Consider the following 15,125-nt stretch of genomic DNA (forward strand, 5'->3'; position numbering starts at 1 on the left):
ATGGAGGACGAGCTTATGGCAACTGTAGCAATCGTAACCGACAGTACCGCGGACATTCCGTTAGCGGTTCGCGAGGAGCTTGATATCGCGATGGTGCCGCTTAAAGTGATCATCGGCGGCGAGACGTACCTCGACAACATCGAACTGACGCCTGCGCAATTTTATCAGAAGCTTACTCGGTCCAATGACTTGGCCAAGTCTTCCCAGCCGTCGCCTTCCGATTTCTTCGAGACGTTCAAGAAGCTGACGGAGCAAGGCAAATCGGTCGTCTGCATCTCCCTTTCCTCCGTGCTAAGCGGCACTTACCAGTCCGCTCTGATCGCCAAATCGATGTTGGACGACGATGCCGACGTTACGGTTATCGATTCGCGCTCCGCGTCTTACGGCTACGGGTTGCTCGTCGTTGCCGCGGCGAAGCTGGCGCGGGAAGGCGCCGACAAGACGCGGATCATCGAAGAAGTCAAACGCATGAGGGCGTCGATGAAGCTTTATTTTCTGGTCGATACGCTTGAATACTTACAGAAGGGCGGCCGCATCGGCAAAGCTTCCGCGTTGATCGGCACGCTGCTTAACATTAAACCGATCCTCTCCATCGACGATGAAGGCTACGTGTACTCGTTCGAGAAGGCGCGCGGCCAGAAGCGGGCGTTCGGAAGGATCGCCGAGCTGCTCGAGGAGGATTTCAAGGGCGACCCGATCGAGCTGATCATCGCCAAGACGCCGGGCTTCGAGGACGGACTGGCCGAATTGTCCGGACTGCTGAAGAGCCGGCTCAACATTATACAATATACGGAAACCGAGATCGGGCCGGTCATCGGCGCGCACGCAGGTCCGGGAACGCTCGGTTTATTCGCGACGCGGGCGTGAAGTAACCTAAAGAGGTTGGTCTTATGTCATCTTCATTATTCGTTACCCCGCTCGTTAACCTTCAAGGCGTGAGCTCCAAGAAAGCGGAGGAGCTTCACGCCTTAGGTATTTCATCGGTCGGGGAGCTGATCGAGCATTATCCGTTTCGTTACGAGGATTATCGAATCCGTTCGCTGACGGAAGTCAAAGACGGGGAGAAAATAACGGTACAGGGCACGATCGCGACGATGCCGTCGCTGCAGCGTTACGGAGGCAAATCGCGTCTCCTGTGCAGAATAACGGTCGAGGGGATGCTGCTGACGGCGGTGTGGTTCAACCGCGCGTTTCTGCAGGAGCAGCTGACGCCGGGCCGCGACATTATCGTATCGGGCAAATGGGAGCAAAGAAGACGTCAGGTTACGGTAGCCGAATCCGAATTTCCGGATCGCGGCGCTTCGAAGACGGGTACGCTTCAACCGGTCTATTCGGTCGGCGGCGCGATTACGCAGGTTTACATTCGCAAGGCGATCGATAAAGCGCTGACGCAGTTCGGCGCCCTCATTCCCGAGCTGCTTCCGGCGGACCTTGTCGAGAAACACGGGCTGATGCCGCGCAGAGAGGCGATCTTCCGCATCCATCGGCCGGAAAATTCAAGCGAGGGACAGGAAGCGCGGCGCCGGATGGTGTACGAGGAGCTGTTCCTGTTCCAGCTTAAGCTTCAAGCGTATCGGGCTACCCATAAGAAAGAGCCGATCGGCATCGCGCATCCGGTCAACAACGACGACATCCGCTCGTTCGTCGCCAAGCTGCCGTTCACGCTCACCGACTCGCAGAAGCAGGTCATTAACGAAATCCTGCACGACATGAAGCAGCCGTATACGATGAACCGTCTCTTGCAAGGCGACGTCGGCGCCGGCAAGACGGTCGTGGCGGCAGTCGCGCTGTATGCCACGATCAAGGCGGGGCATCAAGGCGCGCTAATGGTGCCGACGGAAATCTTGGCGGAGCAGCACGCAAGGTCGCTCGGCAAGCTGTTCGAGCCGGTCGGCATTCAGGTCGGCTTGCTGACCGGCAGCATGACCGACCGCAAACGCAGAGACATTCTGGCTTCGCTTCAGATGGGTCTTCTCGATATTCTCGTCGGCACGCACGCGCTGATCCAGGAGGACGTTTATTTTCGCAGCCTCGGCCTAGTCGTAGTGGACGAGCAGCATCGGTTCGGCGTGAACCAGCGCAGTATATTGCGGCGCAAAGGGATGAACCCCGACGTGTTGACGATGACGGCGACGCCGATTCCGCGTACGCTCGCCATTACGGTGTTCGGCGACATGGACGTGTCGACGCTGCGGGAGAGGCCGAAGGGACGGCTGCCGATCCGCACGTTCTGGGTGAAGCACGACATGATGGATCGCGTGCTCGGCTTCATTCGCAAGGAAGCGGAGGCCGGCCGTCAGACGTTCTTCATCTGCCCGCTTATCGAAGAGTCCGAGAAGCTGGACGTTCAGAACGCGATCGACCTGCACATGCAATTGCGGCAGTCGTTGCCCGAGCTTAACGTCGGCTTGCTGCACGGCCGCATGTCCGCCGCGGAGAAAGACGCGACGATGGGGACGTTCGCCGCCGCAGAGATGAACGTGCTCGTCTCGACGACCGTTATCGAAGTAGGCGTTGACGTACCGAACGCGACGCTCATGATCATTATGGACGCGGACCGATTCGGCTTGTCCCAGCTTCACCAGCTGCGAGGCCGCGTCGGGCGAGGCGCGCACCAATCGTATTGCATCCTGATCGCCGATCCGAAATCGGAGAACGGCCAGGAGCGCATGAAGGCGATGACCGATACGGACGACGGGTTCGAGATTTCGCGAAGGGACTTGGAGCTGCGCGGTCCCGGAGAGTTTTTCGGTACGAAGCAGAGCGGGATGCCGGAATTCAGGCTCGCGAATTTGCTGAACGATTTCGAGGTGCTGGAGCAAGCGCGCGACGACGCCGCGGAGCTCACGTCCAAGGAATCGTTCTGGAGCTCGCCGGCGTATCAGCCGCTGAGAGATTATTTGCACAGGGAAACGAGCGAGCAGTCCGAACCGCTCGACTAGCGATGACCGCCCGCATGAAAATGCGGGCGGTTTATTTTGTCATGCTCCGCAAGCGCTCGGCATATGATGAACGGAATAGCTGCCGAGAGGGGGCATACTAGGGCAATGAGCTGGCAAAAGTACGGCATTAAGCCGGAATTCGTGGAACGCGTCAAGACGAAGATGAAAAATCCGGCCATCAAGGAACGGATTAAAGCGCAGCTCGAAGGCGTTACGAAATACGATCTGCAAGACCGCGTTAAAGTACGCCGCTGGGTCAGATCGTTCGCGCGGATCATGAACGAGCCGCTGACGGACGCGCTAGAGGAGCAACTGGTCAGCTTCGTCATCTCGCAGAAGATCGATCCGAACAATCCGCTGCATCTGATTAAACTTTGGTCGATGTTCAGATAAATCGTAGACAGATTCGGATCGTTTGCTATAATGAGGAAGATAGCGAAAGACAACATAATGGAATAAGCCCCGGGGGAGCTGGAGCAAGGCCGGCTGAGAGTGCATCCCATCGAAGATGCAGACCCTTATACCTGATCTGGTTAGTACCAGCGTAGGAAGGTGGGAGCATGACGAGATTTACGTCGTGCTATACGTCAATGCATACGAGACGCCCTCCGGAATCGGGGGGCGTTATTTTATTGTTCGTTGCCACGAACTGTCGCATCCAGAATGGGGAAAGGGAGAACGAGAGAAATGACAGTTACGAAGAAAAGCTGGACAAGATGGGGCGCGGTCGCGATCGCGGGAACGCTGCTGCTCGCGGGCTGCGGCAACAACGAGAAGGAGGCGTCGCCGGCGGAGCCGCTGAAAGTAACCCTTGTGCTGGACTGGACGCCGAACACGAACCATACGGGGCTGTATGTCGCGCAGGAGCAAGGCTTGTGGGCGAAGCACGGACTCGAAGTCGAGATCGTTCAGCCGCCGGAAGCGGGAGCGAGCTCGCTCGTCGCAGCCGGGAAGGCCGAATTCGGCATCGGCGCTCAAGAAGGCATGATTCAAGCGCGCAGCCAAGGCCTGCCGCTCGTCTCGATCGCGCCGATCATCCAGCACAACACGTCGGGGTTCGCATCGCCGGTCGACCGCAACATTAAAGAACCGAAAGATTTCGAAGGCAAAACCTACGGCGGATGGAACACGCCGGCCGAGGAAGCGGTCATCAGCTCGTTGATGGCATTGCAAGGCGCCGACGTGAAGAAGGTGAACTTCGTAAACGCGGGAACCGCCGATTTCTTCTCGGGCACGAAGAACGGGATCGACTTCGAATGGATATTCTACGGTTGGGACGGCATTCAGGCGGAGCTTCGCAACGAACCGATCAATATGGTGTACTTGACCGACTATAGCAAGCAGCTGGACTATTATACGCCCCTTATTCTGACGAACGAGAAGCTGATCCAAGAGAAGCCGGAAGTCGTTCGGGAGTTTCTGGCTGGCGCGTCGGAAGGCTACCAGTACGCGATCGATCATCCGGAGGAATCGGCCGACATCCTACTTAAAGCCGTTCCGGAGCTTAACGCCGAGCTCGTCAAAGCGAGCCAGAAGTGGCTAAGCCCGAAATATAAGGACGATGCGCCTCGTTGGGGCGTACAAAAGCTGGAGGTATGGTCCGGCTACGGCGATTGGTTGAAGCAGAACAAGCTGCTCGACAAGGACCTGGATTACAACGCCATGTTCACGAACGAGTTTTTGCCGAAATAACGATAATGGACAAGTGTTGAGGAGGATTCTATTATGGCGCAGGCATTGCTTAGCATTCAAATTTTGCCGAGAGTAAATCCGGGAGAAGAAGTCATTCCGTACGTAGACCGCGCGATCGAGATCATTAAAGCGTCGGGCGTGCCGTATCTCGTCGGACCGCTGGAGACGACGTTGGAAGGCGATCTCGACACGCTGATCGCGATCGTCAAGCGAATGAACGACGCGATGTTCGAAATGGGCAGTCCCTCGGTGTTGTCCCAGATTAAGCTGGTCGTCAACAAAGCCGGAGAAGCCTCGATCTCCAAACAGTTGATCAAGTATCCGAATGGGAAATAAGACGTTAAGAACGATCGGACTGCCGGTCGTTACGCTGATCGCGTTCATCGGGCTTTGGCAGCTTTACTGTAATCTGTCCGGAATCGCCGATTATACGCTTCCTGCGCCTTCGGACATTGCCAAACGAATGGCCGACGATCGCGAGCTATTGTGGTCTCATTTTGCGGCTACGTTGAAATTGTCGTTCATGGGGCTCGGTCTCGGCCTGCTCGTCGGCGCCGCGATTGCCGTCATCATCCATTCGGTACCGCTGTTCCGGGAGGCGGTAGCGCCGTTGCTCGTCATCTCGCAGAACATTCCGCTGATCGCGCTCGGCGCGCTTCTCATGATCTGGTTCGGGTTCGACTTAACGCCGAAGCTGATTCTGCTCGTAATCGTCTGTTTTTTCCCGGTGACGATGTCGATGTTGACGGGACTCGGACAAGCCGAACCGCATTTGCGGGAATATCTCGGCATGATCGGGGCTTCCAGATGGGAGCGCATGAAGCGGCTCGAGTTTCCGGCATCGCTGCCATACCTGTTCACAGGCCTGAAAATGGCGGCAACGTACGTCGTCTCCTCCGCGACCGTCGCGGAGTGGCTCGGGGCGAACAAAGGGATCGGCTATTACTTGCAGCTTAGGTTCAAGGGCTTCGATGCCGCCGGCGTGTTCGGATCGATCGTCTGCATCATTGCGCTCAGCTTGGTGTTCTTCGGTATCGTCGCGCTACTCGAACGGTTCATTATTCGTTGGCGTCCGAGCTCGCGGGGCGAATGGAAGGCGGTGAGCAAATGAACGGGCCGAAAGATTCCGATAATGGCTATAAACTCGTTGTCGACGGTATTGCCAAGTCATACAAACGCGGCAAAGAGCGTGTTCCCGTATTGGACGAGCTATCGCTGAACGTTCGCGCAGGCGAATTCGTGACGTTGATCGGACCTTCCGGCAGCGGCAAATCCACGCTGTTCCGATTGATCGGCGGCGTCGAGAAGCCAGACGGCGGGCGCGTGCTCATCGACGGCGGCGACGTGACCGGCAAGTCGGGATTGATCAGCTACATGCCGCAGCAGGCTGCGCTGTTTCCTTGGCTGAGCGTGGCGGGCAATATCGCTTCCGCTCTGGTGACCGCGGGAGCTTCGAAGCAAGAGGCCAAAGCGCTCGCCGCCGAATGGCTGGACAGAATCGGCTTGGGGGCGTTCGAGGCGGAGTATCCGCACGTGCTCTCCGGCGGCATGCAGCAACGCGTATCGTTTCTTCGCGCGCTGCTCATGAAGCGGGATCTCATGTGTCTCGACGAGCCGTTCGCCGCGCTTGACGCGTTGACCCGCGCAGACATGCAGAAGTGGCTGCTTGAGCTGTGGGAAGCGGACCGCCGCTCCGTGCTGTTCATCACGCACAGCATCGAAGAGGCGCTGCTGCTGTCGGACCGGATCTACGTGCTATCCGCCGCCCCGGCACGCGTCGTTCGCGAGATCGCCGTGCCGTTCGCTCGCCCGAGACGCGGCGACGTCTGGACGGACCCGGCGTTCATCTCGCTGAAGCAAGAGGTGCTGGCGCTGCTCGAGGGGCGTCGGTAAAGGTATAAGATACGCAAAGAGCAGCGAAGGGGCCTTCGCTGCTCTTTGTGTTATGATCAATTTTTTGAAAATAACACCCATCTATGACCTAATGTAAAGCAATCGTAGCCACGACTCCCGCGTGATCGGAAGGCCATAGCGCCGTAGGCGTACGGTCCGCTTGCGCTTCTCCTACTACGTCTATTTTTTTAATCTTAAAGTTACCCCGATAGAGAATGAGGTCTACTCTAACGCTTAATTGAGAATTGATGTTCAATAGATCAGGATCCTGGAACCCGGTAAATCCGTTGCCGATTCCCGCGGCCACCCATGCATCCGTGAATCCGGCGGCAATCAGAAGGTTGTACGTCTGACCGCTGCCGTCGGCATTCGAGTTGAAATCCCCTATGAATATTAACGGAAGCTGGGTCGCTCCCGGGCCACTCAGAAGCTCATTGGCTTGAGCGAGTTGGATTTGAAGCGTAATGGGCAGCAACGGCGTAATCGGCTGTAAATGAGTATTGACGAGCCTGAATTTCTTGCCGTGTACAGTGACGTCAACGGAAATCCATCCAAATTTGAGGTTTACAATACTACCGCCAACCGGAGCGGGAAGAAAAGCGTCGAAAACATCCGTTTGAACATTCGAGAACTTCAGTCCTGAATTTTTGCGCACCAATATCGCATCACGGTCTACGAATCGGACGTTAAAGCCGCTGCTGCTAGGCAACGTAGCATCCGTCGTACTCACCGTGGTTAATACCTGATAATGCAACCCTATTTTCCGCAATTCTTTGACAAGGATGTTAACCAAATCATACTCTGCCGCAACTTCGGAAGTTTGAGGCGAAACAAGCTGCCATATGGCCGCTTCTTGAAGGCCGATGATATCCGGTATTTTTCTTGCGATTTGAGCGGCGATCGCTCGTGCCCGCACCGGGAAATTCGTTGCTTGAACCTGTCTGAACACCTCGGTAACCCGTTGAGGGAGCTCGGCAGGAGTCGTTCCAACTAGAGGCGTTAGGGTAGCTCCGAAATAGATGTTCCATGTCATGATCGATACGCTCTTGTTGTGTTTATCACCCATATCTATTCACCTCCTAATGATGAATCGGAATATATTATTCTGATTATCAAATAACTGTATGAGCGGTTTTAGGAGGGGAATAGCGTATTACGCAAAAAGTCGACCCCCGTCTCGCGACGAGGGCCTTCATGGGAGAGGAGAAACCGGACGAAGAGCTTATGGGGAAACGTAAGTCTTCTCCGCGGTTATCCCCGACACCTCTCGGCGCCGGTACTATCATTGTGACCCGGATGGTGGAAAATATACGTTCGAGCGGAAAAAATAATGCGAATGTAACAACTCGATACCAAGCTGTAAGAGGCGATCTTTTGCAAAACGGCGGATTATGGTAACATTACTGCAGCAAACAAGGCGTAAAGCTTGAGGCTGCGCAGACGATCAGGGGTTGAAAGCGTGCGAGTCATATCCGGACAAGCCAAGGGGCATCCGCTGAAGGCGGTACCGGGCAATAACACCCGTCCCACGACGGACAAAGTGAAGGAATCGATGTTCAGCATCATCGGTCCGTATTTCGAGGGAGATCGCGTGCTGGATCTGTTCGCGGGCACCGGCGGGCTTGGCATCGAAGCGCTGAGCCGCGGCGCGGAGCATGCGGTATTCATAGATGCGAACGCCAAAAGCATCGAAGTGGTCAAAGCGAATTTGGCTTCGACACGGCTCTCGGCGAAAGCCGAAGTGTACCGGAACGACGCGAGCCGGGCGCTAAAACTGCTCGAGCGGCAAGGCAAACCATTCGATATCCTCTTCCTCGACCCGCCGTACGCGATGACGAATTGCGACCAGCTTCTGCTGGAAGCCGCTTCTCGGGGACTAGTAGCCGACCGCGCGGTAGCCGTCGTCGAGCACAGTCCCGAGGTTCAATACGATGATCGTTACGGCGCCTTCGAACGAACGAAACATGTCGTATACGGTGAGATCGCCCTGTCGATCTACCGATATTATTCAGAAGCCGACCCGGCAACGGAAGGGGAAACACCGGATGAGTCCTCGGTCTAATAATCTTGAACATGAACATCGAATAGCGGTATACCCGGGCAGCTTCGATCCGGTTACTTTCGGTCACCTCGACATTATCCGCAGAGCGGCGAAACAATTCGACCAGCTCATCGTGGCGGTGCTTAACAATACTTCCAAGAGACCGCTGTTCAGCGTGGACGAGCGCAAGAAGCTGCTGGCGGACGTCACCCGCGATCTTCCGAACGTGGAGATCGACAGCTTTCGCGACCTGCTCGTCAGATATATGCGGTCTCGCCAAGCGCAAGTCATCGTGCGCGGTATTCGTTCCGTCACGGACTTCGAATACGAGCTGCAGATGGCATCGACGAACCGTCAATTGGACGAAGGCATAGAGACGGTGTTCATGATGACGAATCCGAAGTACTCGTACCTTAGCTCCAGCATCGTCAAGGAAATCGCCAAGTTTAACGGACCGGTGCAGGACCTGGTGCCTCCGGCGGTCGAAGCGGCGTTGCAAGGTAAATACAAGCCATCCCTAGGTGATTTCAACTAGAAACTGCGTTAGCAACTGCTAAATTAACGGCCAACATAAACTGTCGGGCCGTTTTTTTTTTTTTTTTTTGAGTGCCGTGAACCGAATGACAATAAACGCGATCTAATGACTGACAAGAACGTGAAAGGAGTGCCATCCATTGGAATGGAGCGATGATGCTTCACGCGCCCGAAAAGGGGACAAAGACGCGTTCGTCAGAGCGATGCGAACGTTGGAAGTTTCGATGTATCAGACGGCCAAAGCCTTCCTGCGTTCAGACGCCGATTGCGCCGACGCGATGCAGGAAACGGTGCTGCGGGCTTTTCGCTCGATTCGCGGTTTGAAAGAGCCGGCGTACTTCAAAACATGGGTCATCCGCATTTTGATTAACGAATGCAAACGAGTGCTGCAACGGACGCGCAATGTGATGACATTGGATGTCTGTTATGACTCAGGTGTACGGGAAGCAGGCTACGATCGTGTCGAGATGCGGGAATGGATAGACACGCTTGACGAGTCTTTGCGGAGCATCGTGCTGCTCTATTATTATGGAGAGCTCACGATAAAAGAAATCAGCGAGGAAATGGACTTGCCAGAGGGAACGGTTAAATCGAGGCTGCACCGGGCGCGAGAAATATTAGGCTTCGCTCACGCTGGGCAGACGAAGGGGGCGGGACACTCATGAACGAGCAACATGGGGATCAGAGAATGAAGAGCGCCATCCAACAATCCACCTATGAGCTCCCTTCGATCGTTCGGGATAAGCTGGAGGCTGCTTACAATCAGTTGCCGGAACCGGAACGCAATCGCCGAATCAGCAAGCCCGCATTATGGATATGCGCATCTATCGTTATTTTGCTAGCCGGAACGTTCGCGCTCGGATTCATTTCTCCGGCGATGGCGCAAGTGCTGCGGCAGCTCCCCGGGATCGGAACGGTTTTCCAAACGCTAGGCGATACTGGCGTTCGGAACATCGTTGATGTCGGATTCGCGACATCCGTAGGGCGGACGGTGGAAGATAAGGGCGTTTCCGTTACGCTTGATCAAGTTGTCTATGACGGAACGCGTTTGACGGTCGGACTATTGCATGAACAGAACTTGGATATTCATTTCTCTCCTGCCAGCTCCCTTCGCGCGGACGGTCGGTTTCTGAACGCGGGAATCGGAGCAAGATTCAAAAATTTGCCGGGCGGAATGACGGCCTCCTTGTATACGTTTAGTTTCGAAGATCAGCTGCCGGACGAGTTCGACCTCGATATTCATTTTCAAGAAGTAACGGCCATGCGGGACGGAAAGCCGACGCTAATCGACGGAAACTGGTGGCTCGAGGCACGGGTCAGTAAGATCAAGGAAGGCGTGAAGGAAAAGAAGTTCGACCCGCCTCTGATCCGGGACTTTGCCGGCATTCGCGTCGCCGTCACGGGAGTGACGCTGACTCCGTTGACGACCGAGATCGCGTATGAATTGGATGTGCCCGACCGCTACGATAGACTTTCATACGATGAACGGCGGGAAATCCCGATCGGAGAAGTCGTTACCCGGAACGATCTTGTTTTCCGACTGTGGGATGAGAAGGGATTAATGCTTGAGCAACTGGGCGGAGACGGACACGGGAATCGCCATACTTCTCGGTTCGCGCCAATCTCTCTCGACAATCATGAGCTTATTTTACGCACCGCGGAACGGGTATCCAAGATGAAAAACCAAGGTAATGGATCGTTCGTAGGTATCGAGAAGCCGGTGGTTCGATATTATGAGTTTCCGAACCATTATCCCTATACGGTCAGCCAAGGGGAAGCCGGCGAGATCACCTTCCGCGGCATATCGTTCGAGGATGATCAGACGTGGGTGGAATACGAAGTGCAAGGAAGCGAGCCTTACGTTCAGGAACACGCCTGGTGGGTGGAAGACGATAAGGGACAACAATACAAGTTTGAGCATTACGATCATACTCGCCTGCAAGACGATGCCTACGTATATAAGGCGAAATTGCCGGCATTGCCTCGGGAGTCCGGACTGAAGATTGCCGTCATTGAAATCAAACCGCTGAAGCGTATCGATGAATTAGAGTTGGTCATTCCGTTGAATTAACGGGAGAGGAAAATAACAGCAATTCGGAGGTTAATTATCAGGGGGAGCAGGCGGATTGGAAAAATAATAACAGATCGACGGTTATTTGCAAGCGAATATCGGATTAGTCAAGTTACTGCGCGGAATAACTGCATATAGTTGCTATTTTTCGAAAATGGCACTGTGGCGCACGAAATAACTGCGACTGGTTGATATTTTCCTCCCTTTATAACGATATCCCCTTCGCTCAGGGTCGAAGATCACAGACCTTCCTGAGCAAAGGGGATATCGTTGTAATGGCCGCCGTTACTCCTCCCGTTTGCGGGGTTTCTTCGGACGAATGAGCGCGGCGGTAAGAGCCAGCAGGATAAACACGGCGAAGCTGACGCATGCGACGGCGATCGTGTCGGGCAGCCGTTCCCAGCCGCTCGGCCAAGGAGCGGATGAGGTCCAGGCATCGAGCGCGGCCCAGCGGGTCGGCCAGAGCGAGTACATAAAGTTCGCCACCGGTTCGGATGTGGCGATGCGGGCGATCGGGAACGTGACGAGCAGCGCCGTCGCCCCATGAAGCAGCCGTCCGGCGATGACTCTGGCCCAAGGGAACTTGTCTTTGGCGCCGAAGGCCGCCCGGGCTTGAAGGAGTCCGCTCCAGCCGCTCCACGCGAGGACGGCGGCCAAGAGCGACGCGGCATACACGGGCGCGGAGGCGAACAAGTCGGATCGGCTGCTTTCGAAAGCGCCGAGGTGCATCTCGTAAATGCCCGGAAACGCGATCCACAAGTCGCTGCCGGGAATCCAATATTGGATGAGCCGGATGACGACGGCGCTCATCATCATCAGTCCCCCGATCGCGAACAGCGTCGTGACCGATTGCGAGACGGCGTCGGCCATCTGTTTGCCGAACGGCCGGCCGTCTTCGCGGCGCGCGTCGACAGCCGCGCGAATGGCTCTCCGCAGCAGCGCGCCTGGTTCGCGTACGGGCGAAGCGGGCTGCTTGGGCGAGCGCGGCTTCGCGATTCGGGACCACAGGATGCCGGACAAGATCGCGGATAGCCACAATCCTATCGCGATCGACCATCCTAAAGCGGCGGAATGCAGAAATCCGCAGCCGATGACGAGGATGACGAGGAACGGATTCGGGATGTGAGAGACGAGCAGCACCGTATCGACATCGTTCTCCAGCAGCATGCCGCGCTCTCTGAGCCGCGCCGTCTCTTTGGCGCCTGCCGGAACGCCTGCGGCCCAGCCGAAGGCGATCGCCCAACCGGACGTGCCGGGTAGGCGGAACAAGCCGCGCGTCAACGGCTCCGCTAGTATAGCGAGCCCGTGCAACAAGCCCGACGCACCGAGCAGGTCGGCTAATATCATCGGCGGGAGCAGAGCCGGGAATACGTTCTGCCACCAAATTTGCAAGCCGGATAACGAAGCCCGAAAAGCGTCCCCGGGCGAATATACGATGCCGGCAACGACGAGAAGCGCCGCCATCCCCATCGTTACCGATAAGGCGGCGTAGCGTCTGCGGTTCGCTCCCTTGTCCATAGGCGCAAATCTCCCCTCGGGCGTAAATACATTACAATGTACGTCCCGAGGGAAGAGGATAGACCACCTTGTCCGTCTTATTCGATCAGACGGATCGGCGGCTGCGTATAATCCCGACGCGCATCGGCGGGCGAAGCGTCGCGGTAAGCGAGCGCGTATACGGCCGACGCCCGGGCATCTAGCGCCAAGTAAGGCCAGTCGCCCCGCGCCGCCGAGTCGACCACGGGAACGGACGCCGTTTTGCGCATACGACCGAGCAGACGCTGACCGCGTTCGGTGAAGCCGAGAACGCGCAAGTACTGAATGCCGCCTGCCAACCGGTCCGGCGCAAGCCATTCTTTGCGATGGCCAAGCAATATTCGCAGCAACGTTCTTTGAAGCTTCGTCCGGGTATATCGTTTCGTTTTCAGCCCATCCAGCAACGCTTCGACCGTCATCTCGGCAACTTCTCCAAGAACGTCGCGAATCCGATATTCAAGCCCTTCCGTCACCTCCGCGTATTCGCGAAGCTCGGATACGTCTTGCCCGAGCAACCGATGGAACAAGGGGCGGGCGAAGCTATCCCAGCGCAGCGGTCCGCGGCCCGCCGCGATTTCTCGCCGGAGTACGTCCAGCGTCGAAGGAGGCACGTACGGCGCAAGCCCCTCAAGCGAACCGTCTTCGCCGAACAGCAGCTTGCGTAGTGCGGTCGCGCTAGCGATTCGGACGTCCGTAATGTCCTCTTGATTGTACTCGGATTTCTCGCGGCGAACGCTATGGGGAACGATTCGGCTGCCGAGCTTGCGAAGGGCGATTAAATAATGCAAGCCGAGCGTATGATTAGGTTGTTCGAGCGTGAAAGCAAGATTCTCCCGCCCGATGCTCCGCAAGTAGGCTTGCGCGGCGCCGGTGAACGCCGCAGGGTAAGGCATTCCCCGCTTCAAGCAAGCTGCCAGCTCCGCAGCGAACGGCAACGGTTCTTCGGCCAGCATGGCGGCCATCGCGTCCAATGTTTCGACGTCGCCGCTTTCGCTGCCGAAGCAGAGGGAATCGACGACCCCCGTCGCGTGAAGGGTGGCGACTGCGCCGTAAGCGAACCATTGCGCGGGCTGGGCGCTATAGGCGACGGGAAGCTCGAGCACGAGGTCGCAGCCCGCCCGCAGCGCCATTTCCGCACGGGCCCACTTATCCAATAAAGCCGGCTCTCCGCGCTGAAGGAAGTTGCCGCTCATGACGGCGACGACGTTGTCAGCCCCCGTTATTTTCCGCGATTGCTGCAAATGATAGAGATGACCGTTGTGAAGCGGATTATATTCAACGACTATGCCTACTGTTGACAACGGCATCATCTCTGAGTGAATAATGGAAGACATGGCGGGCTCCTTAGGTGCCAAAATGGGATAACCTGTCAACCTCAATATAGCATGATGCGCCGGGGAATAGAAACCGCGGGAAGAAGCGCTGCAACGGTCGCGGAGAACCCGCGCGCCAAGCAAAGTTCAGCCGATCTGAAATTGTTGACAAATGACCGTAAATCTCGATATAATAATTTTTGTTTGTTTGGAGTGATATCATTGTTGCTTAACGTACAAGAGCTCGTAGCCCGGCAAGCGCCGGTTCAATTGAAAGGATCGCTTAACGCGGCCGATGTTTTTCGCGGCAACACGGAATACGTTCCGTTAAGTCCAGTCGAATACACGCTCGCCGCGCAACCGGCAGATGATCTCATCATTTTGACCGGAACGCTTTCCTGCAGCGTACGAACGCAATGCTCTCGTTGTCTGGATGCGATCGAGCAGGAGCTTCAACTTCCTATCGATGTGAAGCTGCAGCTCGTGGAAGATCCGGACGCGGAGTTCGATGAAGAAGACGAAGCGATTCCGGTAGCCGGCGAACGCATCGATCTTGAACCTTTCCTGGTTGAAGAATTGGTCGTTCAATTGCCGTACGCGCCGTTATGCGGCGAAGATTGCAAGGGGCTGTGCCCGGAATGCGGTACGAATCGAAATGAACAATCATGCGGCTGCAATACGGCGAAGATCGATCCTCGCCTGGCGGCGCTACAAGATTGGTTTAAACCCCAGCAAGAGTAGTCGGCAGCTCAGGACTCTGATAAGGAGGTGGGAACAATGGCAGTACCTTTTGGAAAAACATCGAAATCCCGCAAAAATAAGCGTCGCACGCACTTCAAATTGGTCGTTCCAGGCATGGTGAAATGCGATAACTGCGGCGAATTGAAATTGGCGCACCGCGTTTGCAAAGTATGCGGTACGTACAAAGCGCGCGAAATCATTAAGCAATAATGCTTAAGCGCGCCAGGAGCGGCGGCGGAGGTCCGCGATCGACCATCTTTGGACGATCCGGGCGTTCTCCTCGTTGCAACCTGGCGCGTTTTTCTTTATACTCTTTTTGGTACCTGGTAATAAAGGCTACATACAGGGGTAATAACCCGTAT

At 56.1% G+C, this 15,125-nt stretch carries 16 protein-coding genes and 1 riboswitch; of the genes, 13 read left to right on the forward strand and 3 right to left on the reverse strand.

Going from position 1 to position 15,125, the window contains the following annotated elements:
• Positions 1–15: 15 nt before the first annotated feature.
• From COHPA_RS0100550 to COHPA_RS0100580, 7 genes are all read left to right on the forward strand, one after another.
• Positions 16–867, forward strand: coding sequence for a DegV family protein (locus tag COHPA_RS0100550; RefSeq protein WP_027084236.1), 852 nt, complete (start codon positions 16–18; stop codon positions 865–867).
• Positions 868–890: 23 nt separating this feature from the next.
• Complete coding sequence (recG, locus tag COHPA_RS0100555) at positions 891–2,942, forward strand: ATP-dependent DNA helicase RecG (RefSeq protein WP_027084237.1); 2,052 nt, start codon at positions 891–893, stop codon at positions 2,940–2,942.
• 105 nt (positions 2,943–3,047) lie between these two features.
• Entirely contained in the window at positions 3,048–3,335 is a 288-nt protein-coding gene (locus tag COHPA_RS0100560) for a stage VI sporulation protein F (protein WP_027084238.1), read from the forward strand.
• A gap of 61 nt (positions 3,336–3,396) precedes the next feature.
• Positions 3,397–3,510, forward strand: a riboswitch (TPP riboswitch).
• A gap of 119 nt (positions 3,511–3,629) precedes the next feature.
• A complete protein-coding gene (locus COHPA_RS0100565; RefSeq protein ID WP_027084239.1) occupies positions 3,630–4,634 on the forward strand; it encodes an ABC transporter substrate-binding protein in 1,005 nt (334 codons plus the stop codon).
• A 33-nt stretch (positions 4,635–4,667) separates the two neighbouring features.
• Positions 4,668–4,970 (forward strand): thiamine-binding protein, encoded by a 303-nt coding sequence (locus COHPA_RS0100570; RefSeq protein WP_027084240.1) that lies wholly within the window; start codon positions 4,668–4,670, stop codon positions 4,968–4,970.
• Positions 4,960–5,745, forward strand: coding sequence for an ABC transporter permease (locus tag COHPA_RS0100575; RefSeq protein WP_027084241.1), 786 nt, complete (start codon positions 4,960–4,962; stop codon positions 5,743–5,745). Before COHPA_RS0100570 ends, COHPA_RS0100575 begins: the two co-directional genes overlap by 11 nt.
• Positions 5,742–6,527 carry an ABC transporter ATP-binding protein gene (locus COHPA_RS0100580; protein WP_027084242.1) on the forward strand — a complete coding sequence of 262 codons (786 nt, stop codon included), beginning with the start codon at positions 5,742–5,744 and terminating at the stop codon, positions 6,525–6,527. Before COHPA_RS0100575 ends, COHPA_RS0100580 begins: the two co-directional genes overlap by 4 nt.
• Positions 6,528–6,615: 88 nt before the next feature.
• Here the strand turns inward: COHPA_RS0100580 and COHPA_RS0100585 are convergent, their stop codons facing one another.
• Complete coding sequence (locus COHPA_RS0100585) at positions 6,616–7,593, reverse strand: endonuclease/exonuclease/phosphatase family protein (RefSeq protein WP_027084243.1); 978 nt, start codon at positions 7,591–7,593, stop codon at positions 6,616–6,618.
• 360 nt (positions 7,594–7,953) lie between these two features.
• Here COHPA_RS0100585 and rsmD point away from each other — a divergent pair, with 360 nt between their 5' ends.
• From rsmD to COHPA_RS0100605, 4 genes are all read left to right on the forward strand, one after another.
• On the forward strand, positions 7,954–8,589 hold the full coding sequence (rsmD, locus tag COHPA_RS0100590) for a 16S rRNA (guanine(966)-N(2))-methyltransferase RsmD (RefSeq protein ID WP_425393667.1): 636 nt from the start codon (positions 7,954–7,956) through the stop codon (positions 8,587–8,589).
• Positions 8,573–9,103: a pantetheine-phosphate adenylyltransferase gene (coaD, locus tag COHPA_RS0100595; RefSeq protein WP_027084245.1), complete on the forward strand. Its 531-nt coding sequence runs from the start codon at positions 8,573–8,575 to the stop codon at positions 9,101–9,103. Before rsmD ends, coaD begins: the two co-directional genes overlap by 17 nt.
• Positions 9,104–9,242: 139 nt before the next feature.
• Positions 9,243–9,767, forward strand: a complete 525-nt coding sequence (locus COHPA_RS0100600; RefSeq protein ID WP_027084246.1) for a sigma-70 family RNA polymerase sigma factor — start codon at positions 9,243–9,245, stop codon at positions 9,765–9,767.
• Complete coding sequence (locus COHPA_RS0100605; RefSeq protein WP_027084247.1) at positions 9,764–11,173, forward strand: DUF4179 domain-containing protein; 1,410 nt, start codon at positions 9,764–9,766, stop codon at positions 11,171–11,173. The genes COHPA_RS0100600 and COHPA_RS0100605 overlap by 4 nt, the downstream gene beginning before the upstream one ends.
• A 285-nt stretch (positions 11,174–11,458) precedes the next feature.
• On the opposite strand, the gene COHPA_RS0100610 is transcribed toward COHPA_RS0100605, so the two are convergent.
• The gene (locus COHPA_RS0100610; protein ID WP_027084248.1) at positions 11,459–12,691 is read right to left on the reverse strand and encodes a hypothetical protein; all 1,233 of its coding nucleotides are present in this window, start codon (positions 12,689–12,691) and stop codon (positions 11,459–11,461) included.
• Between the two features lie 77 nt (positions 12,692–12,768).
• Positions 12,769–14,010 (reverse strand): nucleotidyltransferase, encoded by a 1,242-nt coding sequence (locus COHPA_RS0100615; protein ID WP_035119809.1) that lies wholly within the window; start codon positions 14,008–14,010, stop codon positions 12,769–12,771.
• Positions 14,011–14,244: 234 nt separating this feature from the next.
• Between COHPA_RS0100615 and COHPA_RS0100620 the strand changes: the two genes are divergently transcribed.
• Positions 14,245–14,763, forward strand: coding sequence for a YceD family protein (locus COHPA_RS0100620; RefSeq protein ID WP_027084250.1), 519 nt, complete (start codon positions 14,245–14,247; stop codon positions 14,761–14,763).
• Positions 14,764–14,799: 36 nt separating this feature from the next.
• Complete coding sequence (gene rpmF, locus COHPA_RS0100625) at positions 14,800–14,973, forward strand: 50S ribosomal protein L32 (RefSeq protein ID WP_027084251.1); 174 nt, start codon at positions 14,800–14,802, stop codon at positions 14,971–14,973.
• Positions 14,974–15,125: the final 152 nt, after the last annotated feature.

It is taken from the genome of Cohnella panacarvi Gsoil 349 (assembly GCF_000515335.1).
In the GTDB taxonomy this organism is placed as follows: domain Bacteria; phylum Bacillota; class Bacilli; order Paenibacillales; family Paenibacillaceae; genus Cohnella; species Cohnella panacarvi.

Coding starts and splice junctions, on each gene's coding strand:
- COHPA_RS0100550 (WP_027084236.1), top strand. CDS start 16: ATGGCAACTGTAGCAATCGTAACCGACAGTACCGCGGACATTCCGTTA.
- recG (WP_027084237.1), top strand. CDS start 891: ATGTCATCTTCATTATTCGTTACCCCGCTCGTTAACCTTCAAGGCGTG.
- COHPA_RS0100560 (WP_027084238.1), top strand. CDS start 3,048: ATGAGCTGGCAAAAGTACGGCATTAAGCCGGAATTCGTGGAACGCGTC.
- COHPA_RS0100565 (WP_027084239.1), top strand. CDS start 3,630: ATGACAGTTACGAAGAAAAGCTGGACAAGATGGGGCGCGGTCGCGATC.
- COHPA_RS0100570 (WP_027084240.1), top strand. CDS start 4,668: ATGGCGCAGGCATTGCTTAGCATTCAAATTTTGCCGAGAGTAAATCCG.
- COHPA_RS0100575 (WP_027084241.1), top strand. CDS start 4,960: ATGGGAAATAAGACGTTAAGAACGATCGGACTGCCGGTCGTTACGCTG.
- COHPA_RS0100580 (WP_027084242.1), top strand. CDS start 5,742: ATGAACGGGCCGAAAGATTCCGATAATGGCTATAAACTCGTTGTCGAC.
- COHPA_RS0100585 (WP_027084243.1), bottom strand. CDS start 7,593: ATGGGTGATAAACACAACAAGAGCGTATCGATCATGACATGGAACATC.
- coaD (WP_027084245.1), top strand. CDS start 8,573: ATGAGTCCTCGGTCTAATAATCTTGAACATGAACATCGAATAGCGGTA.
- COHPA_RS0100605 (WP_027084247.1), top strand. CDS start 9,764: ATGAACGAGCAACATGGGGATCAGAGAATGAAGAGCGCCATCCAACAA.
- COHPA_RS0100610 (WP_027084248.1), bottom strand. CDS start 12,691: ATGGACAAGGGAGCGAACCGCAGACGCTACGCCGCCTTATCGGTAACG.
- rpmF (WP_027084251.1), top strand. CDS start 14,800: ATGGCAGTACCTTTTGGAAAAACATCGAAATCCCGCAAAAATAAGCGT.